Consider the following 21,484-nt stretch of genomic DNA (forward strand, 5'->3'; position numbering starts at 1 on the left):
CGCCCGGCGCGCGCCCTGCGGCGTGCGGCACGTGCGGCCAGAACTCCCAGGTTACCGGGCGGCGGGGCTCGCCGTCGCATCCGTTTCGCCGGGGGCGGTGCCGATCCCGAGGTCGGCGCCGAGACGCAGCGCGACGGCGTCGAACCACGCCGCGTACCCGTCGACGGAGCCCACGAGGTGGCCGAACATCTCGAACGAGACCGTGCCGAAGATCCCGCTCCACGCCATGAGCGTGCGCGCGACGGCCGAGGCGGAGCTCGCGGCCGCCGTCGCCTGACTCGTCCCACGAGTTGTCAGGCTCACGCCGGGGTATACCCCCGCCTGGACCTGACAACTCCACCGCCCCACGAGTTGTCAGGCTCACGCCGGCGTATACCGCCGCCTGGGCCTGACAACTCGGTCAGGGACGTGCGGCGCGTAGCATCGATCGAATGGCCAGCACGTCGGCCCCCCGCACGTTCACGGACGCGATCCGCACCCGCCCGGACGCCGCGCTCGTCGCGCTGCTGCGCGCCCGGCCGGACCTCGCGACGCCGTCGCCCTCGACGCTGCGCTCGCTCGCGGCGCGCGCCTCGAGCCGCACGAGCCTCGAGCGCGCGCTCGCGCACGCCGACGCGCGCACGCTCCAGGTGCTCGAGGCGGTGCTCGCCCTGTCCGACGACGGCCCGGTCACCCTCGAGCGGATCCTCGCGGCGACCGGCGCGGACGGGACGGGCGACGACGACGCGCGTTCCGCCGTCGGGCGGACGGTCGACGCCGCCCTGGAGGCGGCGCTGCTGTGGGACGCGGGCGAGCCCGGCGCCCCGGACCTGCGCCCCTCCCCCGGCCTGGACGAGGTGCTCGGCCCGTACCCGGCGGGCCTCGGACCCGCACGGCCCGCGGCCGAGCGGCCCGCCGCACCGCTCGACGACCTCCCGCCCGGCGGTCGCGAGGTGCTCGACGCGCTCGCGTGGGGGCCGCCGGTCGGGGTCGTGCCGCCCGTGGGCAGCGGTGCGCGGCGCGCGGTCGACGCGCTCGTCGCCGCCGGCCTCCTCGTCCGCTCGGACGCGCGGCACGTGGTCCTGCCGCGCGACGTCGGGCTCGCGCTGCGCGGCGGGCGGACCCACCGCGCGCCCGAGCTCGCGCCGCCACGGCCCGAGGGCCGGCCCGTCCCGCCCGCGGCCGCCGACGCGGAGGCCGTCACGGCCGCGCTCGAGCTCGTCCGCCGGGTCGACCTGCTCGTCGCCGCGTGGGAGGACGCGCCGCCTCCCGTGCTGCGCGCCGGCGGTCTCGGCGTGCGCGAGCTGCGCCGCACCGCGCAGGCGCTCGGGACCGACGAGGCGACGGCGGCGTTCGTCGTCGAGCTCGCCGCGGGCGCCGGGCTCGTGGCCGACGACGGCGACGCCCCGGCGTCGTACGTCCCGACGACGCGCGCCGACACCTGGGACGAGCTCGACGACGCGGCGCGGTGGGCCCTGCTCGCCGAGCCGTGGGCCGGCTCGCGCCGGACGCCGTGGCAGGTCGGCTCGCGCGACGAGAAGGGCAGCGTGCGCGCGCCGCTGTCGCCCGACCTGCACCGGCCCTGGGTGCCGCGGCTGCGGGCGCAGGTGCTGGCGGTGCTCGCCGAGCAGCCCGGGACCGCGCTGAGCCTCGACGACGTCATGACGGTGCTGCGGTGGCGGTCGCCGCGCGCGGTGCCGCCCGAGCCGGCGGTCGCGGGCCTGCTGCGCGAGGCCGCGCTGCTCGGCGCGACGGGCGCGGGCGCGCTGTCCGGCCCCGGCCGCGCCTACCTCTCCCGCGTGTCAGAAAGCCAGTGGGCCAGGGCCCACCACGCTTCTGACACGGGGCTGGAGGAGGCGCTGCGCGCCGTGCTGCCTCCCGAGGTCGAGGAGATCCTGCTCCAGGGCGACCTCACGGGGATCGTGCCCGGACGCCCGTCGATGGCGCTCGCCCGGCTGCTCGAGCGCACGGCCGACGCGGAGTCGCGCGGCGCGGCCCTCACCGTCCGGTTCACGCCCGCGTCGATCACGCGCGCGCTCGACCACGGCGCCACGGCCGACGAGCTCCTCGCCGAGCTCGCGCGCCGCTCCCCCGTCCCGCTGCCGCAGCCGCTCGAGTACCTCGTCCGGGACACCGCCCGTCGGCACGAGGCGCTGCGCATCGGCGCCGCGTCGTCGTACGTCCGCGCGGCCGACCCGACGGTGCTCGCGGGGCTCGTCGAGGACCCCCGCCTCGCCTCGCTCGGCCTGGTCCGGCTCGCGCCGACCGTCCTGGCGGCGGCCGTCCCGCCCGCCGAGCTGCACGACGCGCTGCGCGAGCGCGGCCTGCTGTCGGCGCTCGAAGGACCCGACGGCCGCGTGCTCGGCCGGCTGCGCGCCGTGCCCCGCGCGGACCGCCCCGCCCGCCGCGGCACACCCGTCGCGTCGTCCCCCGTCACCGACGAGGGACGGGCCGCCCTCGTGGCCCGCCTCCGGTCGGCCGACGGCGGCGCACCGGCCGACGGCGGCGCACCGGCCGACGGCACCGGCGTCGGGCCGAGCGCCGCGGACGCGGGCGGGCGGGACCGGGCGAGTGCCGCCGTCGGGCACCCGGACACGACGCACGCGGCGTCGCGGGTCGCCGCGCGCACGCGCCGTGGAACAGACGACCCCGGCGAGGCGTTGGCCATCCTGCACGACGCGCTGCGCGACGGGCGCCGGGTGTGGGTCGAGATGGTCGGCCGCTCGGGCGGCCTCGAGCGGCGCGAGCTCAAGCCCCTGCGTCTCGACGGCGGCCGGCTGCGTGCGCTCGACGCCGACCGGGAGGCCGAGCTGACGATCGCGGTCCACCGCATCGCGTCGGTCTCCCCCGCGCCCGACGTCGAGGAGCGCCCCGCGAGATGACCCCTTCGGAAGGAACCGCATGACGGACGGCCCGCTCATCGTCCAGAGCGACAAGTCGATCCTGCTCGAGGTCGACCACCCGCGCGCCGACGACGCGCGGCGCGCCATCGCGCCGTTCGCGGAGCTCGAGCGCGCGCCCGAGCACGTGCACACCTACCGCCTGACGAACCTCGGCCTGTGGAACGCGCGCGCCGCGGGGCACGACGCGGAGCAGGTCGTCGACACGCTCCTCGAGTACTCGCGGTACCCGGTGCCGCACGCGCTGCTCGTGGACGTCGCCGAGACGATGGCGCGCTACGGCCGGCTGCGCCTCGTGTCCCACCCGGTCCACGGGCTCGTGCTCGAGGCCACCGACAAAGCCGTCCTCGCCGAGGTGCTCAAGTCCAAGCGGACCACGGGGATGGTGGGCGAACGGCTCGACGACGAGACGGTGGTCGTCCACCCCAGCGAGCGGGGCCACCTCAAGCAGGCGCTGGTCAAGCTCGGCTGGCCGGCCGAGGACCTCGCGGGCTACGTCGACGGCGAGAAGCACCCGATCGCGCTCGCGCCGGTCACGGTCCCGCGGACCCCGGACGAGCAGCCGAAGCCGTGGGAGATGCGGCCCTACCAGGCCCAGGCCGTCGACGGGTTCTGGCACGGCGGCTCCGGCGTCGTCGTCCTGCCGTGCGGCGCGGGCAAGACGATCGTCGGCGCGGGCGCGATGGCGAAGTCGGGCACGACGACGCTCATCCTCGTGACCAACACGGTCAGCGCCCGGCAGTGGCGCGACGAGCTCGTGCGCCGCACGACGCTGACCGAGGACGAGATCGGCGAGTACTCGGGCGCCCGCAAGGAGATCAAGCCCGTCACGATCGCGACCTACCAGGTGCTCACGACCAAGCGGAAGGGCGTCTACAGCCACCTCGAGCTGCTCGACGCGCGCGACTGGGGCCTCATCGTCTACGACGAGGTGCACCTGCTGCCCGCGCCGATCTTCCGCATGACGGCGGACCTGCAGGCCCGGCGCCGGCTCGGGCTCACCGCCACGCTGGTGCGCGAGGACGGCCGCGAGGACGAGGTGTTCTCGCTCATCGGGCCCAAGCGCTACGACGCCCCGTGGAAGGACATCGAGACGCAGGGCTACATCGCGCCCGCCGACTGCGTCGAGGTCCGCCTCACGCTGCCCGAGCACGAGCGCATGGTCTACGCGACGGCCGAGCCCGAGGACAAGTACCGCCTCGCGGCGTGCGCGCCGGGCAAGAACCGCGTCGTCGAGCGGATCGTCGCGTCGCACCCCGACGACCAGGTGCTCGTCATCGGGCAGTACCTCGACCAGCTCGAGGAGCTGTCCGAGCACCTCGACGCGCCGCTCATCACGGGCGCGACGACGGTCCGCGAGCGCCAGCGCCTGTTCCAGGCGTTCCGCTCGGGCGAGATCTCGCGCCTCGTCGTGTCGAAGGTCGCGAACTTCTCGATCGACCTCCCCGAGGCGTCCGTCGCGATCCAGGTGTCCGGGTCGTTCGGGTCGCGGCAGGAGGAGGCCCAGCGCCTCGGGCGCATCATGCGGCCCAAGGCCGACGGCCGCACCGCGCACTTCTACGCGGTCGTCGCGCGCGACACCGTGGACCAGGAGTTCGCCGCGCACCGGCAGCGGTTCCTCGCCGAGCAGGGGTACGCGTACCGGATCGTCGACGCCGAGGACCTCGACACGGTCGTCTGACGGCGCCGGTGGTTCTGATCGGTTGCGTTCTCGCGCGCATTCCGCAACCCGTCAGAACCACCGACCCGGAGGGTGGGCGGACGGCGCGCCCCAGGTGCGGGGTGCCCGGCCGCTGGCCACGGTGGTGTCATGACCCGATTCGGCTACACCCTCATGACGGAGCAGTCCGGCCCGAAGGAGCTCGTGGAGTACGCGGTCGCGGCCGAGCAGGTCGGCTTCGACTTCGAGGTCTCGAGCGACCACTACTTCCCGTGGCTCGACGCGCAGGGCCACTCGCCGTACGCGTGGAGCGTGCTCGGGGCGGTGGCGCACGCGACCGAGCGCGTCGGCCTCATGACCTACGTGACCTGCCCGACCGTGCGCTACCACCCGGCCGTCGTCGCGCAGAAGGCCGCGACGCTCGGCATCCTGTCCGACGGGCGCTTCACGCTCGGGCTCGGCGCGGGCGAGAACCTCAACGAGCACGTCGTGGGCGAGCGCTGGCCCGCGATCGACGAGCGCCACGAGCTGCTGTACGAGGCGGTCGAGATCATCACCGAGCTGTTCGCGGGCGAGCTCCTCAGCTACCGCGGCAACCACTTCCAGGTCGACTCGGCGCGGCTGTGGGACGTCCCCGAGATGCCGGTCGAGGTCGGCGTCGCGGTGTCGGGACGGCAGTCGGTCGACCACTTCGCGACGATCGCCGACCACCTCGTCGCGACCGAGCCGAAGCCCGACGTCCTGCGGCGGTGGGACGAGCTGCGCGCCGAGGCGTCGCTCGCGCCGTCGCGCAAGATCGGCCAGATGCCGATCTCGTGGGACCCGGACCCGGAGGCCGCGAAGGCCCGCGCGCACGAGCAGTTCCGCTGGTTCGGGCTCGGCTGGCCCGTCAACGCGAACCTGCCGACGACCGAGGCGTTCGACTCCGCGTCGTCGTTCGTGAGGCCCGACGACGTCGCGCAGTCGATCCCGTGCGGCCCGGACCTGGACGCCGTGGTCGAGGCGGCGTCGGCGTACTGGGAGGCCGGCTTCACCGATCTCGCGATCGTCCAGGTCGGGGACGAGAAGCAGCGGCAGTTCCTCGACGAGGCCGCCGGCCCGCTACTCGAGAAGCTGCGGGAGGCGGCGCCGGACGACCAGGCGTGACGGCCGGGCCCGGCACAATGACCGCATGAGCAGATCGCGCCTGCCGCGCAGCGTCTACGGCGTCGGCACCGAGCCCGACCCGCGGTTCTCGCTCGCGAACGAGCGCACGTTCCTCGCCTGGATCCGCACGGCGCTGGCGTTCCTCGCCGGCGCCGTGGCGCTCGAGGCGCTCGCGACCCCGCTCGACCCGACGCTGCGGCTGACGGCCGCGCTCATCCTCGTCGCGACGGGCCTGACGCTCGTCGGGCAGGCGTGGTTCGGGTGGGTGCGCACCGAGCGGGCGCTGCGCAACCACGAGCCGCTGCCCTCCCCGCTCACCGCGCTGCCCGCGGCGATCGGCGTGCTCGTCGTAGCCGTGCTCGTCGGCGCCGCGATGCTGGTGGGCCCGTGACGGGTCCGTGGGACGCCGGGCTGCAGCCCGAGCGCACCGAGCTCGCCTGGCGCCGCACGGTCCTGGCGGTGACGGCAGGCACGGTCGTCGCGGCACGCTACCTGGGCGCGAGCAGCGTCGTCCTCGGCCTCGCCCTGCCGCTGCTCGCGCTGCTCGGCGGCCTGCTGCTGCTCCACGCCGGCACGGTGCGGTTCCGGCGGCTCGACGCCGCGCTACGCGAGGCCGGGCCGCGCCCGGCCGGGCCGGTGATGCCGGGCGCCGGCATGCTCGCGACGCTCGCGGCGATGTGCGTGGGCGTCGGGGTCGTGTCCGCGGTGTTCGTCGTGGCCACCGCGGTCTCGCGCGGCGTGTGACGCCGCCGGGCGACCGCCCGGCGTGTGACGCCGCCCGCGCGCGCCGAGCGCCTATCGTCGCTGCCATGACGGCTCTGCCTGCCGAGGACGCCGCCCGCCCGGGCGCTCCGGACTCTCGCCGCCCGCCGCGCTGGCTGCCGCGGGCCCTGTTCATGGCCGTGCTCGCGGTCTTCGTCGGCGTCTTCGCCTGGTACGCGCTCGGCCAGCTGCGCGCGCTGCTCGTCAACCTGGTCATCGCGTTCTTCGTCGCGCTCGCGCTCGAGCCGCTCGTCGTGCGGCTCGTGCGGCACGGGTGGCGGCGGGGCGCCGCGGCGGGCGTCTCGCTGATCGGCGCGCTCGTCGGCGTCGTCGTGATGATGGCGATGTTCGGCAGCCTGTTCGTCCAGCAGCTCGTCCAGCTCGCCGAGGCGGTCCCCGACCTCTACGCGACGATCCAGGCGTGGGCCGCCGAGCGGTTCGACGTCGTGCTGCCCGAGTCGGACGAGCTCTTGCGGCAGGCGGCCGAGCGGTTCGGGCAGGACGTCGCGAGCGGGACGCTGCTCGTCGGCACGACCATCGTCGGCGGGATCTTCGCCACGCTGACCATCCTGCTCGTCACGTACTACCTGCTCGCGGCGGGGCCGCGGTTCCGGGCCGCGGTGTGCCGCCTGCTGACGCCGAACCGGCAGACCGAGGTGCTGCGCCTGTGGGAGATCACGCAGCTCAAGGTCGCCGGCTTCATCAACTCGCGCCTCGTGCTCGCGGCCGTCGCGACGGCCGCGACGGCCGTGTTCCTGCTCGTCCTCGGCACGCCGTACGCGTTCCCGCTCGCGGTGTTCACGGGCGTCGTGTCGCAGTTCGTCCCGACGATCGGCGCGTACATCGGCGGGGCCCTGCCGGTGGTCGTCGCGCTCACCTCCCAGGGCCTGCCGCAGGCGCTGGGCGTGCTCGCGTTCGTCGTCGGCTACCAGCAGGTCGAGAACCTCGTCCTGGCGCCGCGAGTGTCCGCCCAGGCGCTCGAGATGAACCCCGCGGTGAGCTTCGTCGTCGTGATCGCGTTCGGCGCCGTCTTCGGCGCGCTCGGCGCGTTCCTCGCGCTGCCGGTCGCGGCGACGATCCAGGCGGTCGCGAGCACTTACCTGCGGCGGCACGAGCTCGTGGAGTCCGACCTGCTGCGCGATCCGGAGCGCCTGCGGGACGTCGAGGCGCCCGACGCGCTGCGCGACGCCTCCCGGCGGGCCGCCGAGAGCCGCGAGGACGACGAGCGGTAGCGCGCTCACCGGCGCTTTCGCCCCGGCCAGCGATTGCGCGCCACCCCCGCGCACGACACGATGCATCGCGTGAATCCTGCGCATCCGACCGCGCTGCGCCGCGCGGCCGCATCCGTCGCCGCCGTGCTGCTCGCCGGCCTGTGGACGGCGCTCGCGACCGTCGTCGCCGCGCCCGCGCAGGCGGTGCCCCCGCTGCCCGACATCGAGGGCGCCATCACGGACCAGGTGGAGGCCGTCGGCGCGCGCGGGGCGGAGGTGCGCGAGGCGCTCGACCGCGTCGCGGACGAGACGCAGTACCAGCTGTTCGTCGTCTACGTGGCGTCGTTCGACGGGCTCGACGGCGTCGAGTGGGCCGACGCGACGGCGAACAACGCGCGCCTGGGACGCGACGACCTGCTCCTGGCCGTGGCGACCGAGGAGCGCGTCTTCGGCCTGAGCGTCGACCACAGCATCGCGCTGACCGACGCCGACCTCGACCGGATCCAGGACGCCGCGGCCGACGCGCTGCGCGACGACGACTGGGCGGGCGCCGCGGTCGCCGCGGCCGACGCGACCGTCGACGTCGCGGGCGGCGGCTCGGGGCTCTCGCTCGGCGGCGACGGCGTGCCGACGGGCGCCCTGGTCGGCGTGGGAGCGCTCGCCGCGGCGGGCGTCGGCGGGTACGCGTGGTACCGCAGCCGCAAGCGCTCCGCCGAGGCGGGCACCGGCGTCGGGCAGGGACGCCACGCCGGGGGCGGCGCTCCCGGCACGGACCCGCTCGAGTCGCTCTCGACCGCGGAGCTCGACCGCCGCGCGGGCAGCGCGCTCGTGAGCATCGACGACGCGATCAGGACGTCGGAGCAGGAGCTCGGGTTCGCGCAGGCCGAGTTCGGGCTGGAGGCGACGCGGGAGTTCGAGGCCGCGCTCGCCCGCGCCAAGCAGGACGTCGGCCGGGCGTTCCACGTCCGCCAGGAGCTCGACGACGAGATCCCCGAGACCGAGCCGCAGCGCCGGCAGATGCTCGTCGAGATCCTCACGCTGTGCGACGGCGCGGCCGACGCGCTCGACGCGCAGACGGCCGCGTTCGACGAGCTCCGGCGGCTCCAGACGCGCGCCCCGCAGCTGCTCGACGAGGCCGAGCAGCGCGCCGGGGAGATCGTCGACCGCGTCGAGGTCGCCCGCGGCACGCTCGCCGGCCTGCGCGCCACCTACCCCGCGTCCGCGCTCGAGTCGGTCGCGACGAACCCCGAGCAGGCGGTGGCGCTCGTGGAGAACGCCCGGCAGGCCGTCGCCGACGGGCGCGCCGCGCTCGAGAAGCGCAAGAAGCCGCTCGCCGTCGCGCACGCCCGTGCCGCGCAGAACGCGCTCGGCCAGGCGGTCACGCTGCTCGACGCCGTGGAGAGCGCCGGCACCGACCTCGCCGAGGCCGGCCCCCGGCTCGACAAGGGCATCGCCTCGATCACGCAGGACATCGCGGACGCCGCCCGGCTCGCGCCCGGCGACCCCGCGGTCGCCGCGGCCCGCACGGAGGCGGAGGCCGCCGCGGCGCAGGCGCGCCAGGCGCGCGACGGCGGCGATCCGATCGCGGCGCTCGCCCGGCTCACGGCGGCCGAGGCCGCGCTGGACCGGGCGCTCGCGCCGGCGCGGCAGAAGGCCGAGACCGACGCGCGGGCGGCCGCGCTGCTGCGCGAGACGCTCGCCCGCGTGGACGCCCAGCTCCGGGCGACGCACGACTACGTCGCGACCCGCCGGGGCGCCGTCGGGCTGCAGGCGCGCACGCGCCTGGCCGAGGCGACGCGGCTCGCGGACGAGGCCCGCGCGCTGCAGGCCCAGGACCCGGCCGCGGCGCTCGAGCGCGCCCAGCAGGCCGAGCGGTACGCGACCCAGGCCGCGCACCTCGCACAGCAGGACACCTCGGGCTGGGGCATGCAGCAGCAGGGCGGGTCGGGCAACGTCGGCGGCATGGTGCTCGGCGGCATCCTGCTCGACTCGATCCTGCGCGGCGGGGGCGGCGGCTACCGCGGCCCGGGCGGGTTCGGCGGCTCGGGCGGGTTCGGCGGCTCCGGAGGCTTCGGCGGGTCGCGCGGCTCGCGCCGGTCGGGCGGGGGGCTCGGCGGCGGCTTCGGGGGCGGCGGCTTCGGAGGCGGCCGGGGCGGGTTCTCCGGCGGACGCGGCGGCGGCCGGTCCCGCGGAGGCCGCTTCTAACCGGAACCATCCGACGGCCGCGCTCGTCGGACCATCGACGGACCACCACGGACACCACGACGACGGACACCGCTACGGCACGGAAGGCGAACCATGACCCAGAAGCAGAGCATCCTCGGCCGCATCAGCCAGCTCGCCCGGGCGAACATCAACGCGCTGATCGACCGGGCCGAGGACCCCCAGAAGATGCTCGACCAGCTCGTGCGCGACTACACGAACAACATCGCCGAGGCCGAGCAGGCGATCGCCCAGACGATCGGCAACCTGCGCCTCGCCGAGCAGGACTACCACGAGGACGTCGCGGCGGTGCAGGAGTGGGGCGCCAAGGCGCTCGCCGCCTCGCGCAAGGCCGACGAGTACCGCGCCGCGGGCGACACGGCCAACGCCGACAAGTTCGACAACCTCGCCAAGGTCGCCCTGCGCAAGCAGCTCGACGCGGAGTCCGAGGTCAAGGCCGCGCAGCCGATGATCGAGCAGCAGCGGGTGACCGTCGAGAAGCTGAAGTCCGGCCTCGCCGCGATGAAGGACAAGCTGGGCGAGCTCAAGACCAAGCGCGACCAGCTCGTCGCGCGCCAGAAGGCGGCCGAGGCGCAGCAGACGGTCCAGGGCGCCATCAGCTCGATCAACGTGCTCGACCCGACGAGCGAGCTGTCGCGCTTCGAGGAGGCCGTGCGCCGGGAGGAGGCGATGGCGCTCGGTCAGGCCGAGGTGGCCGCGGCCTCGCTCGAGTCGCAGTTCGCCGAGCTCGAGTCGCACGACAAGGACATCGAGCTCGAGGCGCGGCTCGCCGCGCTCAAGGCCGGCCAGGCCCCGGCGCCGCAGCTCGAGTCCTGACCGCCCGGCAGACCTCTACCGCTGTGGGCGTGATCTCTGGCCCGATTCGTCCGGATCTTCTGGACAAAAGCGGCCAGAAATCACGCCCACAGCGTTCGGGGCGGGGACGACGGCGTCAGCCGGCGAGCGCGAGCCCGGCGCCGGCGTGCGCCCGGACCTGGGCCATGAACGCGTCGGCGAGCAGCGCGCACGTCGCGTCGAGCTCCTCGGAGTGCGCGTAGGCGGCGTCGGAGACCTCGGCCGTCGAGACGTCGGTGTGGTCGAGCGCCCACCGCACGGCGAGCGACGGGCTCGCCTCGGGGTGGAACTGCACGCCGAGCGCCGAGCCGAGGCGGAACGCCTGGTACGGGTACATCTCGGAGTACGCGAGCCACTCGGCGCCGACGGGCAACTCGACGACGGCGTCCGCGTGCATGCTCACCGCGAGCGTCGAGCAGCGGCCGGCCTCGACGTCGGCGTCGGTCGTCGCGCCCGCCGCACGGACGAGCGGGCCGAGCACCGGGTCCGTGAGCGCGCTCCCACGCCAACGAACAGGCACCACGCCGGCCTCGCGTCCGGGGGGTGCGCCGACCTCGACGCGGCCGCCGCCCGCGACCGCGAGCAGCTGGGCGCCGAGGCAGATGCCGAGCGTGGGCAGGCCCGACGTCGCGGCCTCCGCGAGCAGCGCGCGCACCGCGGGCAGCCACGGCGCGACGTCGTCGGCGTAGGCCGACATCTGCCCGCCGAGCACGACGAGCCCGTCGCCGCACTCGTCGAGCGCGGGGACCGGGTCGCCGTCGAACAGGCGGACGAGCCGCACGTCGCCGAGGCGCCGGGCGAGCCGGTCGAGCGGGACGTCCGAGGAGTGCTGCAGCACGGTCACGCGTGGCTGCGCACCGAGATCGTGAGTGTGCACGGGGCAAGAGGGTAGCGACTCGGCGACCCAACGATCCACGCGCGCCCCGGCCGAGGGCGCTCGGTGGCGGCGCACGGTGCACAGGTCGAGCGGCCGCGACGCGGATACGCTGGGCGCATGTCCGCAGCCTTCGCCGGTCCGCCGTCGGTGTCCCCGCCCGACGTCGTCGGCACCCCCCGCAAGACCTACCTGCTCGTGGACGGCGAGAACATCGACGCCACGCTCGGCATGAACGTCCTCAACCGGCGCCCGGACCCGCAGGAGCGTCCGCGCTGGGACCGCATCAGCGCGTTCGCGCAGAAGGTGTGGGGTCAGGACGTCGTCCCGCTGTTCTTCCTCAACGCCACGAGCGGGCAGATGCCGATGCCGTTCGTCCAGGCGCTGCTCGCGATGGGCTACCGCCCGATCCCGCTCGCCGCGTCCGGTACCGAGAAGGTCGTCGACGTCGGTATCCAGCGCACGCTCGACGCGCTCGCGTCGCGCTCCGGGGACGTGCTGCTCGCGAGCCACGACGGCGACTTCCTGCCGCAGATCGAGGCGCTGCTCGGCGAGGGCGAGCGCCGCGTCGGCCTGCTCGCGTTCCGCGAGTTCGTCAACGCGCAGTTCTCCCAGCTCACCGAGCGCGGCCTGGAGATGTTCGACCTCGAGGGCGACGCCGACGCGTTCACCGCGCCGCTGCCGCGCGTGCGGATCATCCCGATCGACGAGTTCGACCCGCTGCGCTACCTCTGACCGACGCGGGCCGCGAGGCCGGCGACGACCCCGAGCACCACGCCGACCCCGGCGACGAGCCACAGCGTCCCGGTCAGGTCGGCGACGAGCGGCTCGAGGAGCGCGCCCACGGCGCGCGCCTCGGCCGGCCCCGAGCCGGTGCCGAGGAGCACGCGGACCGCGACGGTCGCGAGGGCCGCGAGCGCCGCGACGACCGCGGTCGCCGCACCGACGCCCGCGAGCGCGCGGCGTCGTCGGACCGCGAGGGCGAGCGTGAGCGCGAGCGCGACGGCGGCGCCCGCGACCAGGGGCACGACGGCGCGGTCGACGGTCTGCACGGCCCGTTCGACGACCGAGAACGCGCGCGAGCTCAGGAGCGGCACCTGCCCGGCCCCGTCCGGGACGCCGCGCTCGGCGATCGCCGCGCCCGCGTCGCCGAGCCCGGCTGCGACCCCGTCGAGCATCTCGACCGCCACCGGCCGGGTGTCGACGACGAAGCCCTCGGACGTCAGCGCGACGTCGGGATGCCTCTCGGCCTGTCCGCGCGCAACGCCGACCGCACCCGCGTGCGCGGTGACCACGAGCTGCTCGATCCGCGAGCGGAACGCGTCGGAGGCGACGACGCCCTCGACGGCCTGCTCGACCTGGACGCGCACCTCGGCCGGGACCGCGTCCTGGCCCGCCGCACGCAGCGCCTGGTCGGCGGCGGCCTGGGCGAGCGGCCGGGTCAGCACCGGGTCGCCGAGCCGGGTGCCGGCGACGTCGACGAACCGCTCGGTGTCGAGCGCGGTGCGCTGCGTCCACACGACGAGCGTCGCGGCGACCACGAGCAGGGCCGTCAGCACCGCGAGGAGCCCGACCCCCGGGCGCCGGCGCCGCTCGTAGGTCCGGGCATGGGCGACTGCGCGGTGCGGCACGGGGTCCTCCTCGTCGACGGGCGTGGCCGAGTGTACGGACAGCCGAGGCCTCCCGGGACCGCACCCGCCCTGCCGCGGTCGTCGCGCCCGCCCTACCGCCGCGCGACGCGCGAGACGAGCCACGCGACGACCGCGAGGGCGGCGCCGGCGGCCGCCGTCCACCCGAGCGTCGCGGTGAGGTCGGCGCCGACCGGCTCGAGCAGCGCGCGCAGCGCACCGCGCAGGCCGGCGTCGTGCACGCCGCGCACGGCCGTGTCGCGCAGCGGGACGCTGCCGAGCGCGGCCAGGCCGCCCACGACGGCGACCGCGAGGCCGAGGTGCGCGAGCGCGAGGCGGCGGCGGGTCGCCACGACGAGCGTGAGGACGAGCCCCAGCCCCGCGCCGACCAGCAGGAGCGGCGCGGCGCGGTCGACGCCCTGCACGAAGTCCCGCAGCCCGTCGAACGCGTCCGTCGGCACGAGCAGCACGCGGCCGGCGTTCTCGGGCACGACCAGCTCGGGGAGCACCTCCCCGAGCGGCCCGAGCCCCTGCGTCACGACCCGGATCGCGTCGACGACGGCGGGCCGGGTCTCGAGCACCACGCCGTCCTCCGCGAGCGCCACGCCCGCGGTGTCGTCGCCCTCGCCGCGGGCGAGGCCGACCGTGCCGGCGTGCGCCTCCCGGACGAGGCCGCGGAGGCGCTCGCGCACCGGCGCCGAGGCGAGCGCCTCGTCCACGAGGCGCCGCACCTCCTCCTCGACGATCCCTGCCACGTCGCCGGGGAGCCGGTCGACGTCGAGCCCCGCGACCACGGCACCCGCCACGGCGTCGCCGAGCGGGCGGGTGACCTGCGGGTCGTCGGCGACGGGGCCCGCGACCGCGACGAACCGGTCGGTGTCGAGCAGCGTGCGCTGCGCCCACCCGGCCGCGACCGCGCCGACGGCGAGCACGGCCGTGAGCCACGCGGCGAGCACCGCGGCGGGGCCCGCGCCGCGGCGTCGGGCGGGCGCTCGCGGTGGCGTCTCGGTCACGGCGTCCTCCGCTCCTCGCTCCGGCCGTGCGGGCCGCCGGGCGTTCGTCCGGGGCCGCCGAGTCTACGGACGGCCCGGTCCGCACGCCGCTCGGCGCACCCCGGCGCACGGCAGGTGCTGTCCAGGAAGCGTCCAGGGATCGGGCGCACACTGGAGGCATGTCCGCCACCTCCTCCGCACCCGAGGCTCGCCTCGTCGTCGTGGACGACGAGCCGAACATCCGCGAGCTGCTGTCGACCTCCCTGCGCTTCGCGGGCTTCGAGGTGCACGCGGCCGCCGACGGGGCGAGCGCGCTCCAGCTGGTGCGCGACCTCGAGCCCGACCTCGTCGTGCTCGACGTCATGCTGCCGGACATGGACGGGTTCACGGTCACGCGGCGCATGCGCTCGACGGGGCGGCACACGCCCGTGCTGTTCCTCACCGCGCGCGACGACACGCAGGACAAGATCCAGGGCCTCACGGTGGGCGGCGACGACTACGTGACCAAGCCGTTCAGCCTCGAGGAGGTCGTGGCGCGCATCCGCGCGGTGCTGCGCCGGACCAACGCGGCCCAGCCCGAGGACGACGCGGTGCTGCGCGTGGGCGACCTGGAGCTGGACGAGGACTCGCACGAGGTGCGCCGGGCGGGCGTCGAGGTGGACCTGTCCCCCACCGAGTTCAAGCTGCTGCGCTACCTCATGCTCAACGCGGGCCGCGTGCTGTCCAAGGCGCAGATCCTCGACCACGTGTGGCAGTACGACTGGGGCGGCGACGCCAACATCGTCGAGTCGTACATCTCGTACCTGCGGCGCAAGATCGACCACCTCACCGTCACCGGGCCCGACGGCCACGACGTCGAGCTGCCGCCGATGATCCACACCAAGCGCGGCGTCGGCTACCTGCTGCGGGCCCCGCAGACCGCGCGATGACCTGGACGGCCGCCGTGCCGCCGTCGGGCACGGACCCGGCAGGTCCGCCGGGGGCAGGCCCGACGGCGGACGGCGGCACGGGCGGCGACCCGGCGCCCCGCTGGGCGTGGTTCGAGCGGCTGCCGCTGCGCGCGCGGCTCGTCGCGATCATCGTGCTGCTGCTCGCGCTCGGGCTCGTGCTCGCCGCGCTCGCGACGCGTGCGGTCGTCTCGAACTACCTGGTCGACCAGATGGACGAGCAGCTCAAGCAGGCCGCGCGCGAGGTCACCGAGCTCGTGGACCCGTCCGCGAGCGGCACGCGCATCCCCAGCGAGTACGTGCTCGTCCTGCGCGACGCGGACGGCGCGACGTCGTCCCCCATCGCCTGGCAGCAGACGATCGACAAGTACGGCACGCCCCTCGTCCCCGACGAGCAGGTCGCCGAAGCCGCCGGACGCGGGCTCGAGACGTTCACGACAGGCTCGACGGGCGGCGTCGTCGCGACCCGCTGGCGCGTGGTCTCGGTGCCCGTGCTCCTCACCAGCGGCGCCGGGACGCAGGAGGGCACGGCCTACGTCGCGCTCCCCCTCGCGGGCGTCGAGGAGACGGTCGCGTTCCTCTCGCGCTCGCTGCTGGCCTCGGGCGTCGGCATCGTCGTGCTCGGCGGGCTCGCGGCCTACCTCCTCGTGCACCGGTCGCTGCGCCCGCTGCGGCGCATCGAGTCGACGGCGGCCGCGATCGCCGCGGGCGACCTGTCGCAGCGCATCCCGCCGCAGCCCGCGTCGACCGAGGTCGGCTCGCTGGCCCACTCGCTCAACACGATGCTCGCGCAGATCGAGCAGGCGTTCGCCGTGCAGGAGGCGTCCGAGGCCCGGATGCGCCGCTTCGTCTCCGACGCGAGCCACGAGCTGCGCACCCCGCTGGCGACGATCAAGGGCTACGGCGAGCTGTACCGGATGGGGGCGCTCGACACGTCCGACAAGGTCGAGGACACGATGGGCCGGATCGAGGACTCGGCCCGCCGCATGGGGACGCTCGTCAACGACCTGCTCGTGCTCGCGCGGCTCGACGAGGGCCGGCCCATGCGGCACGAGCCCGTCGACGTCGTCGCGATCGCGCGCGACGCCGCGCAGGACCTGCACGCCCTCGACCCCACGCGCACCGTGTCCGTGACCGGCCTGCACCCGGGGGACGCGGCGCCGTCGGGCCTCGTCGTCACGGGCGACGCCGACCGCCTGCGGCAGGTCCTGACCAACCTGGTCGGCAACGTGGCCCGGCACACGCCCGCGGGATCGCCGGCCGAGATCGCGCTCGGCACGACGGCGGAGGGCCAGGTCTGCGTCGAGGTGCGCGACCACGGGCCCGGTGTGAGCGCCGAGCAGGCGGGCAAGATCTTCGAGCGGTTCTACCGGGCGGACTCGTCGCGCAACCGCGGGTCGGGCGGCTCGGGCCTGGGCCTCGCGATCGTCGCCGCGATCGTCGGGGCGCACCACGGGCACGTCGGCGTGGCGGAGACGCCGGGCGGCGGGCTGACGGTCCGGGTTCTGCTCCCCGCCGGACCCCGCTACGATGCGGGGTCGTCCTCGTCGCGATGACGGACCGGTCGTGCGAGCCCACGTGTGTGGGCGCCCGGTCGTACGCTGGCGATGAAGGCAGTCCTACACGTCGACCGAAGGTCTGATAGCGATGGGCGTCATGAGCGCCGACGCGCCGCAGTGGTTCCTCAACGCGTTCGTCCGGTCCTGCCAGGGAGCGGGGGCGACCGCGACGGAGGACGAGATCCGCGCGGTGGGGGAAGAGCTCATCGAGCGCTGGTCCGAGCCGGACCGTCACTTCCACAACCTGCGCCACCTGGCCGCCGTCCTGCACCGCGTGGACGAGCTCGCCGAGGAGACGCACGAGCCCGACCTCGTGCGGCTCGCCGCCTGGTACCACGGGGCCGTGTTCGACGCCGACCGGAAGGTCGCGTACGCGACGCGCGGTGGCGAGCAGACGACGCTGAGCGCCGAGCTCGCGCGCGAGCAGCTCACCCGGCTGGGCGTCTCGCCCGAGTCCGCCGACCGGGTCGGGCACCTCGTGGACACGCTCGCGCGGCACAAGCCCGACCCGGGAGACTTCGACTCGGCCGTGCTCAACGACGCGGACCTCGCGATGCTCGCGTCCGAGCCGCAGCGGTACAAGGAGTACGTCAAGGCCGTGCGGTCCGAGTACTCCCACATCCCGCTCGGCGACTACCTCGAGGCGCGCATCAAGGTGCTCCAGAAGCTGCTGCAGCGTCCGCGCCTCTATGCGAGCCCGCTCGGCGCGGCCTGGGAGGAGCCCGCGCGCCAGAACCTCGACGCCGAGCTGCATCGCCTGCTCAAGGAGAAGCGCAAGCTCGACGAGCAGGCGCCCGTCGGCCCCGCGCCGAGGTAGCGCATCTTCCGCCGAGGTAGCGCGCTTCTCGCCGAGGTAGTGCGCCGCCCACACCGGCCGGCGCGGGAAGGTTGTCCACAGGTTCGCCCGACGCCCCGGCACGAGACCCCCCGCCCCGCCTACCGTCGTCGTCGGAACCCCCGCGGGGGCACGACGACGAAGGAGGACACGTGCGGTACGAGGTCGACAGCGAGCGGGTCGCGCAGGCGAGCGCGGCGGTCAGCGGGTCGGTGGGCGCGATCCGGTCCGAGGTGGCCGCCATGATGCGGCACCTGCAGGACCTGCAGTCGAGCTGGCACGGCAGCGCGGCGACGTCGTTCGCCGGCGTGATGAGCCAGTGGCAGGCGACGCAGACCCAGGTCGAGGCGGCGCTCGACGCCGTCACGGCCGCGCTCGCGTCGGCGGCGCGCACCTACGCCGACGCCGAGGCGCAGGCGAGCCGCCTCTTCTCCCACTGATCCGTGCGAGCGGAGTTCTGACCAGAGAACGACGGCGGCCGGCCGCCCCGGGACGAACCCGAGGCGACCGGCCGCCGTCTGCGTCAGCGCGAGGCTGTCACAGGGGGACGGATCAGAAGTCCATGCCGCCCATGCCACCGTCGCCGTGACCGCCACCGCCGGCCGGCGGCTCCGGCTTGTCGGCGACGACGGCCTCGGTGGTGAGGAACAGCGCGGCGATCGACGCGGCGTTCTGGAGCGCGGAGCGCGTGACCTTGACCGGGTCGTTGACGCCCGCGGCGAGCAGGTCCTCGTACTCGCCCGTGGCGGCGTTGAGGCCCTGGCCGGCCGGGAGGCCCTTGACGCGCTCGGCGACGACGCCGCCCTCGAGACCGGCGTTGATCGCGATCTGCTTGAGCGGGGCCGAGACCGCCGCGGCGACGATCTGCGCACCGATGGCCTCGTCACCGTCGAGCTCGAGCTTCTCGAACGCGGCGGCACCGGCCTGGATGAGGGCGACGCCACCACCGGCGACGATGCCCTCCTCGACCGCGGCCTTGGCGTTGCGCACGGCGTCCTCGATGCGGTGCTTGCGCTCCTTGAGCTCGACCTCGGTGGCCGCGCCGGCCTTGATGACGGCGACGCCGCCGGCCAGCTTGGCGAGGCGCTCCTGCAGCTTCTCGCGGTCGTAGTCGGAGTCCGACTTCTCGATCTCGCTGCGGATCTGGTTGACGCGACCGGCGATGAGCTCGGCGTCGCCGGCACCCTCGACGATCGTGGTCTCGTCCTTGGTGACGACGACCTTGCGCGCCTGGCCCAGCAGGTCGAGCGTCGCGTTCTCGAGCTTGAGGCCGACCGTCTCGGTGATGACCTGGCCGCCGGTGAGGATCGCGATGTCCTGCAGCATGGCCTTGCGGCGGTCGCCGAAGCCCGGGGCCTTGACGGCGACGGACTTGAAGGTGCCGCGGATCTTGTTGAGCACCAGGGTCGCCAGGGCCTCGCCCTCGACGTCCTCGGCGATGATGAGGAGCGAGCGGCCAGCCTTCATGACCTGGTCGAGGATCGGCAGCAGGTCCTTGACGTTCGAGATCTTCGACTCGACGATCAGGACGTACGGGTCCTCGAGGACGGCCTCCTGGCGCTCCGGGTCCGTCTCGAAGTAGCGGGCGAGGAAGCCCTTGTCGAACCGCATGCCCTCGGTGAGCTCGAGCTCCAGGCCGAAGGTGTTCGACTCCTCGACCGTGATGACGCCCTCCTTGCCCACCTTGTCGAGGGCCTCGGCGATGAGCTCGCCGATCGCGGGGTCGCCGGCGGAGATGGCGGCCGTGGCAGCGATCTCCTCCTTGGTCTCGACCTCCTTGGCGGAGTTCAGGAGCTGCTCGGTGACCGCCTCGACGGCCTTCTCGATGCCGCGCTTGACGGCGATCGGGTTGGCGCCGGCGGCGACGACACGCAGACCCTCCTTGACGAGGGCCTGGGCGAGCACGGTGGCGGTGGTGGTGCCGTCACCCGCGACGTCGTCGGTCTTCTTCGCGACCTCCTTGACGAGCTCGGCACCGATCTTCTCGTACGGGTCCTCGAGCTCGATCTCCTTGGCGATCGAGACACCGTCGTTGGTGATCGTGGGGGCGCCCCACTTCTTGTCGAGCACCACGTTGCGGCCCTTGGGGCCGAGCGTGACCTTCACGGTGTCCGCGAGCTTGTTCAGCCCGCGCTCCATGCTCCGACGAGCTTCCTCATCGAACGCGATGATCTTGGCCATGGGGATGAATCCTCCGCTGGTGGCTTACGGTGGTCGACCGGTGCCCGCGACGGACGACCCACCGGGCGGCGTTCATGTCACCGCCCGCTCGGTGAGCCTCACCTGTCGACCGAGTGCTTCACCCTCGCGCTGTCACTCGACAGTCGAGAGTGCTAATCCATTATTGGCACTCTCCCCAGGCGAGTGCAAGGCGTTCGCCCAGGGCGCACGACGGCGGCACGCGGCGTCGTGCACCGTCTGCCGCAAGGGACCGCCCCGGTCCCGGGACGACGAGACCCGGACCGCCCGGAGCCGTGAGGGCTCCCGGGACGGCCCGGGTCTGCGTGAGAGCCGTCAGAGGGGCCGGACCTGCTCGGCCTGCGGCCCCTTCTGCCCCTGACCGACCTCGAACTCGACCTGCTGGCCCTCGTCGAGAGTGCGGTAACCGTCGCTCTGGATGGCGCTGTAGTGGACGAAGAGGTCCTGCCCGCCCGAGGTCGGGGTGATGAACCCGTACCCCTTCTCCGCGTTGAACCACTTGACGGTGCCCTGGGCCATGTACTTCTCCTTGTGCTTCCCTCGCCACAGGGCCGGCCGCCCCGCGGTGACGGCAGCCTAGTGGTGAGCGTCACACGGTGGAAGCATCATTGTCCGGGATGTCGCGTGTCGTCCCGAACTGCGGCTTCGGTCCCCGTCGCTCGCGGCGGGCATCACTCCACGGCGGTGACCATGACGACCGCGATCTCGCCCTGCGGCAGCGCGTCGACCTGGCGCACGTTCTCCTCCGGGATCCCCAGCACCGCGGCCACGGCCGCCGACGTCTCGGCACGGTCGCCGACGTACCGGACGGCGTTCCCGGACGGGGCCTCCGAGCCGTCGAAGTTGGCCGTCGTGATGTTCGAGAAGCCCTGCGCGGTGAGCAACTCGGCGGTCGAGCCGGCGAGCCCGTCGACGGTGGCCCCGGCCTGGGGCGAGGCGTTCTGCACCACGATCGGCGCCGTGAGGCTCGCCTGCGCCAGGAGCGCGGCGACGTCCTCCTCCGAGAGCCCCTCGGCCGGCGGCTCCTCGGTCGCGGTGTCGGTGGGCTCGGCGCTCGGCTCCTCGGACGGCTCGCCCTCGGCGCCGGTCTCCTCCCCGGTGTCCTCACCGTCGCCGCCGGCGGCGTCCTCGGTCGACGACGCGGCGGGCGGGGTGTCGCCCCCGCGGTCGTCGGACAGGTACGAGACCACGCCGACCGCGATGCCGGCGAAGACGACCGCGACCAGCAGGAAGGGCCAGACCGCGCTCCACCGGCTGCGCGGCTCGCGGTGCACGCCGACGGGAGCGCCCTCGGGGCGCCGAGCGTCGAACTCGTCCGGCGGGTAGGGGTACTGGCTCTTCGTCACGGCGGCCAGGGTAGCGGTTCCGGCTGGCCGCGCGTTCAGGCCGTTCTCAGGTTCAGACGCGCTCGTCGGCGAGCCGCCGCGCCGAGCGGGCGCGCTGCCGGGTGGCGCGCATCCGCCGCAGCCGCTTGACCAGCATCGGGTCGTGGGCGAGCGCCGCCGGGGAGTCGATGAGGGCGTTGAGCACCTGGTAGTAGCGCGTGGGCGACAGGCCGAACAGCTCGCGCACCGCCTGCTCCTTGGCGCCCGCGTACTTCCACCACTGGCGCTCGAACGCGAGGATCTCGCGGTCGCGGTCGGAGAGCTCGCCCTCCTGCGTCGTGCCCGACGCCGGGGCCTGCGCCTCCGGCGCGACCTCCTGGACCACCATCTCGCTCATGACGTCCCAGTAT

General features: G+C 74.9%; 21 protein-coding genes. 13 read left to right on the forward strand and 8 right to left on the reverse strand.

Translation table 11 applies throughout. The annotated features are described in order from the left end of the window. Positions 1-51 precede the first annotated feature (51 nt). Complete coding sequence (locus tag ISOVA_RS16570; RefSeq protein WP_143762137.1) at positions 52-303, reverse strand: WHG domain-containing protein; 252 nt, start codon at positions 301-303, stop codon at positions 52-54. Positions 304-431: 128 nt separating this feature from the next. On the opposite strand from ISOVA_RS16570, the gene ISOVA_RS13055 reads away from it, so the two are divergent. From ISOVA_RS13055 to ISOVA_RS13090, 8 genes are all read left to right on the forward strand, one after another. Further along, the gene (locus tag ISOVA_RS13055; protein ID WP_013839688.1) at positions 432-2,861 is read left to right on the forward strand and encodes a helicase-associated domain-containing protein; all 2,430 of its coding nucleotides are present in this window, start codon (positions 432-434) and stop codon (positions 2,859-2,861) included. 19 nt (positions 2,862-2,880) lie between these two features. After that, the gene (locus ISOVA_RS13060; RefSeq protein WP_013839689.1) at positions 2,881-4,560 is read left to right on the forward strand and encodes a DNA repair helicase XPB; all 1,680 of its coding nucleotides are present in this window, start codon (positions 2,881-2,883) and stop codon (positions 4,558-4,560) included. Positions 4,561-4,689: 129 nt separating this feature from the next. Continuing rightward, a complete protein-coding gene (locus tag ISOVA_RS13065; RefSeq protein ID WP_013839690.1) occupies positions 4,690-5,685 on the forward strand; it encodes a TIGR03557 family F420-dependent LLM class oxidoreductase in 996 nt (331 codons plus the stop codon). A 25-nt stretch (positions 5,686-5,710) separates the two neighbouring features. Further along, positions 5,711-6,076 (forward strand): YidH family protein, encoded by a 366-nt coding sequence (locus ISOVA_RS13070; protein ID WP_013839691.1) that lies wholly within the window; start codon positions 5,711-5,713, stop codon positions 6,074-6,076. Further along, a complete protein-coding gene (locus ISOVA_RS13075; protein WP_013839692.1) occupies positions 6,073-6,429 on the forward strand; it encodes a DUF202 domain-containing protein in 357 nt (118 codons plus the stop codon). The genes ISOVA_RS13070 and ISOVA_RS13075 overlap by 4 nt, the downstream gene beginning before the upstream one ends. A gap of 65 nt (positions 6,430-6,494) precedes the next feature. Continuing rightward, positions 6,495-7,679 (forward strand): AI-2E family transporter, encoded by a 1,185-nt coding sequence (locus ISOVA_RS13080; protein WP_013839693.1) that lies wholly within the window; start codon positions 6,495-6,497, stop codon positions 7,677-7,679. Positions 7,680-7,739: 60 nt separating this feature from the next. Then, on the forward strand, positions 7,740-9,863 hold the full coding sequence (locus ISOVA_RS13085) for a TPM domain-containing protein (protein ID WP_013839694.1): 2,124 nt from the start codon (positions 7,740-7,742) through the stop codon (positions 9,861-9,863). 93 nt (positions 9,864-9,956) lie between these two features. After that, positions 9,957-10,697: a PspA/IM30 family protein gene (locus ISOVA_RS13090; RefSeq protein WP_013839695.1), complete on the forward strand. Its 741-nt coding sequence runs from the start codon at positions 9,957-9,959 to the stop codon at positions 10,695-10,697. A gap of 115 nt (positions 10,698-10,812) precedes the next feature. On the opposite strand, the gene ISOVA_RS13095 is transcribed toward ISOVA_RS13090, so the two are convergent. After that, positions 10,813-11,559 carry a type 1 glutamine amidotransferase gene (locus ISOVA_RS13095; RefSeq protein ID WP_013839696.1) on the reverse strand — a complete coding sequence of 249 codons (747 nt, stop codon included), beginning with the start codon at positions 11,557-11,559 and terminating at the stop codon, positions 10,813-10,815. A gap of 150 nt (positions 11,560-11,709) precedes the next feature. Here ISOVA_RS13095 and ISOVA_RS13100 point away from each other — a divergent pair, with 150 nt between their 5' ends. Beyond that, the gene (locus ISOVA_RS13100; RefSeq protein WP_013839697.1) at positions 11,710-12,324 is read left to right on the forward strand and encodes an NYN domain-containing protein; all 615 of its coding nucleotides are present in this window, start codon (positions 11,710-11,712) and stop codon (positions 12,322-12,324) included. On the opposite strand, the gene ISOVA_RS13105 is transcribed toward ISOVA_RS13100, so the two are convergent. Both ISOVA_RS13105 and ISOVA_RS13110 read right to left on the reverse strand, forming a co-directional pair. Further along, positions 12,315-13,220 carry a hypothetical protein gene (locus ISOVA_RS13105; RefSeq protein WP_013839698.1) on the reverse strand — a complete coding sequence of 302 codons (906 nt, stop codon included), beginning with the start codon at positions 13,218-13,220 and terminating at the stop codon, positions 12,315-12,317. The two genes, ISOVA_RS13100 and ISOVA_RS13105, sit on opposite strands and share 10 nt — an antisense overlap. 92 nt (positions 13,221-13,312) lie before the next feature. Continuing rightward, positions 13,313-14,230: a hypothetical protein gene (locus ISOVA_RS13110; protein WP_013839699.1), complete on the reverse strand. Its 918-nt coding sequence runs from the start codon at positions 14,228-14,230 to the stop codon at positions 13,313-13,315. A gap of 158 nt (positions 14,231-14,388) precedes the next feature. On the opposite strand from ISOVA_RS13110, the gene ISOVA_RS13115 reads away from it, so the two are divergent. The 4 genes from ISOVA_RS13115 to ISOVA_RS13130 all read left to right on the forward strand — a co-directional run bounded on the left by ISOVA_RS13115 (position 14,389) and on the right by ISOVA_RS13130 (position 17,990). Next, the gene (locus tag ISOVA_RS13115) at positions 14,389-15,138 is read left to right on the forward strand and encodes a response regulator transcription factor (protein WP_013839700.1); all 750 of its coding nucleotides are present in this window, start codon (positions 14,389-14,391) and stop codon (positions 15,136-15,138) included. After that, positions 15,135-16,712 (forward strand): sensor histidine kinase, encoded by a 1,578-nt coding sequence (locus ISOVA_RS13120; RefSeq protein ID WP_013839701.1) that lies wholly within the window; start codon positions 15,135-15,137, stop codon positions 16,710-16,712. The genes ISOVA_RS13115 and ISOVA_RS13120 overlap by 4 nt, the downstream gene beginning before the upstream one ends. A gap of 91 nt (positions 16,713-16,803) precedes the next feature. After that, entirely contained in the window at positions 16,804-17,532 is a 729-nt protein-coding gene (locus ISOVA_RS13125; protein WP_013839702.1) for an HD domain-containing protein, read from the forward strand. Positions 17,533-17,702: 170 nt separating this feature from the next. After that, entirely contained in the window at positions 17,703-17,990 is a 288-nt protein-coding gene (locus tag ISOVA_RS13130) for a WXG100 family type VII secretion target (RefSeq protein WP_013839703.1), read from the forward strand. 112 nt (positions 17,991-18,102) lie between these two features. Here the strand turns inward: ISOVA_RS13130 and groL are convergent, their stop codons facing one another. The 4 genes from groL to ISOVA_RS13150 form a co-directional block, all read right to left on the reverse strand. After that, on the reverse strand, positions 18,103-19,731 hold the full coding sequence (gene groL / locus ISOVA_RS13135) for a chaperonin GroEL (RefSeq protein ID WP_013839704.1): 1,629 nt from the start codon (positions 19,729-19,731) through the stop codon (positions 18,103-18,105). A gap of 333 nt (positions 19,732-20,064) precedes the next feature. Next, on the reverse strand, positions 20,065-20,268 hold the full coding sequence (gene cspE, locus ISOVA_RS13140) for a transcription antiterminator/RNA stability regulator CspE (RefSeq protein WP_013839705.1): 204 nt from the start codon (positions 20,266-20,268) through the stop codon (positions 20,065-20,067). Between the two features lie 152 nt (positions 20,269-20,420). After that, positions 20,421-21,095, reverse strand: a complete 675-nt coding sequence (locus tag ISOVA_RS13145) for a LytR C-terminal domain-containing protein (protein ID WP_013839706.1) — start codon at positions 21,093-21,095, stop codon at positions 20,421-20,423. A gap of 52 nt (positions 21,096-21,147) precedes the next feature. Continuing rightward, positions 21,148-21,471 carry a DUF3263 domain-containing protein gene (locus ISOVA_RS13150; RefSeq protein ID WP_013839707.1) on the reverse strand — a complete coding sequence of 108 codons (324 nt, stop codon included), beginning with the start codon at positions 21,469-21,471 and terminating at the stop codon, positions 21,148-21,150. Positions 21,472-21,484: the final 13 nt, after the last annotated feature.

This window comes from Isoptericola variabilis 225, assembly GCF_000215105.1.
GTDB lineage: Bacteria > Actinomycetota > Actinomycetes > Actinomycetales > Cellulomonadaceae > Isoptericola > Isoptericola variabilis_A.

Coding starts and splice junctions, on each gene's coding strand:
- ISOVA_RS13100 (WP_013839697.1), top strand. CDS start 11,710: ATGTCCGCAGCCTTCGCCGGTCCGCCGTCGGTGTCCCCGCCCGACGTC.
- ISOVA_RS13080 (WP_013839693.1), top strand. CDS start 6,495: ATGACGGCTCTGCCTGCCGAGGACGCCGCCCGCCCGGGCGCTCCGGAC.
- ISOVA_RS13070 (WP_013839691.1), top strand. CDS start 5,711: ATGAGCAGATCGCGCCTGCCGCGCAGCGTCTACGGCGTCGGCACCGAG.
- groL (WP_013839704.1), bottom strand. CDS start 19,731: ATGGCCAAGATCATCGCGTTCGATGAGGAAGCTCGTCGGAGCATGGAG.
- ISOVA_RS13090 (WP_013839695.1), top strand. CDS start 9,957: ATGACCCAGAAGCAGAGCATCCTCGGCCGCATCAGCCAGCTCGCCCGG.
- ISOVA_RS13150 (WP_013839707.1), bottom strand. CDS start 21,471: ATGAGCGAGATGGTGGTCCAGGAGGTCGCGCCGGAGGCGCAGGCCCCG.
- ISOVA_RS13055 (WP_013839688.1), top strand. CDS start 432: ATGGCCAGCACGTCGGCCCCCCGCACGTTCACGGACGCGATCCGCACC.
- cspE (WP_013839705.1), bottom strand. CDS start 20,268: ATGGCCCAGGGCACCGTCAAGTGGTTCAACGCGGAGAAGGGGTACGGG.
- ISOVA_RS13120 (WP_013839701.1), top strand. CDS start 15,135: ATGACCTGGACGGCCGCCGTGCCGCCGTCGGGCACGGACCCGGCAGGT.
- ISOVA_RS13060 (WP_013839689.1), top strand. CDS start 2,881: ATGACGGACGGCCCGCTCATCGTCCAGAGCGACAAGTCGATCCTGCTC.
- ISOVA_RS13065 (WP_013839690.1), top strand. CDS start 4,690: ATGACCCGATTCGGCTACACCCTCATGACGGAGCAGTCCGGCCCGAAG.
- ISOVA_RS13125 (WP_013839702.1), top strand. CDS start 16,804: ATGGGCGTCATGAGCGCCGACGCGCCGCAGTGGTTCCTCAACGCGTTC.
- ISOVA_RS13115 (WP_013839700.1), top strand. CDS start 14,389: ATGTCCGCCACCTCCTCCGCACCCGAGGCTCGCCTCGTCGTCGTGGAC.
- ISOVA_RS13085 (WP_013839694.1), top strand. CDS start 7,740: ATGCATCGCGTGAATCCTGCGCATCCGACCGCGCTGCGCCGCGCGGCC.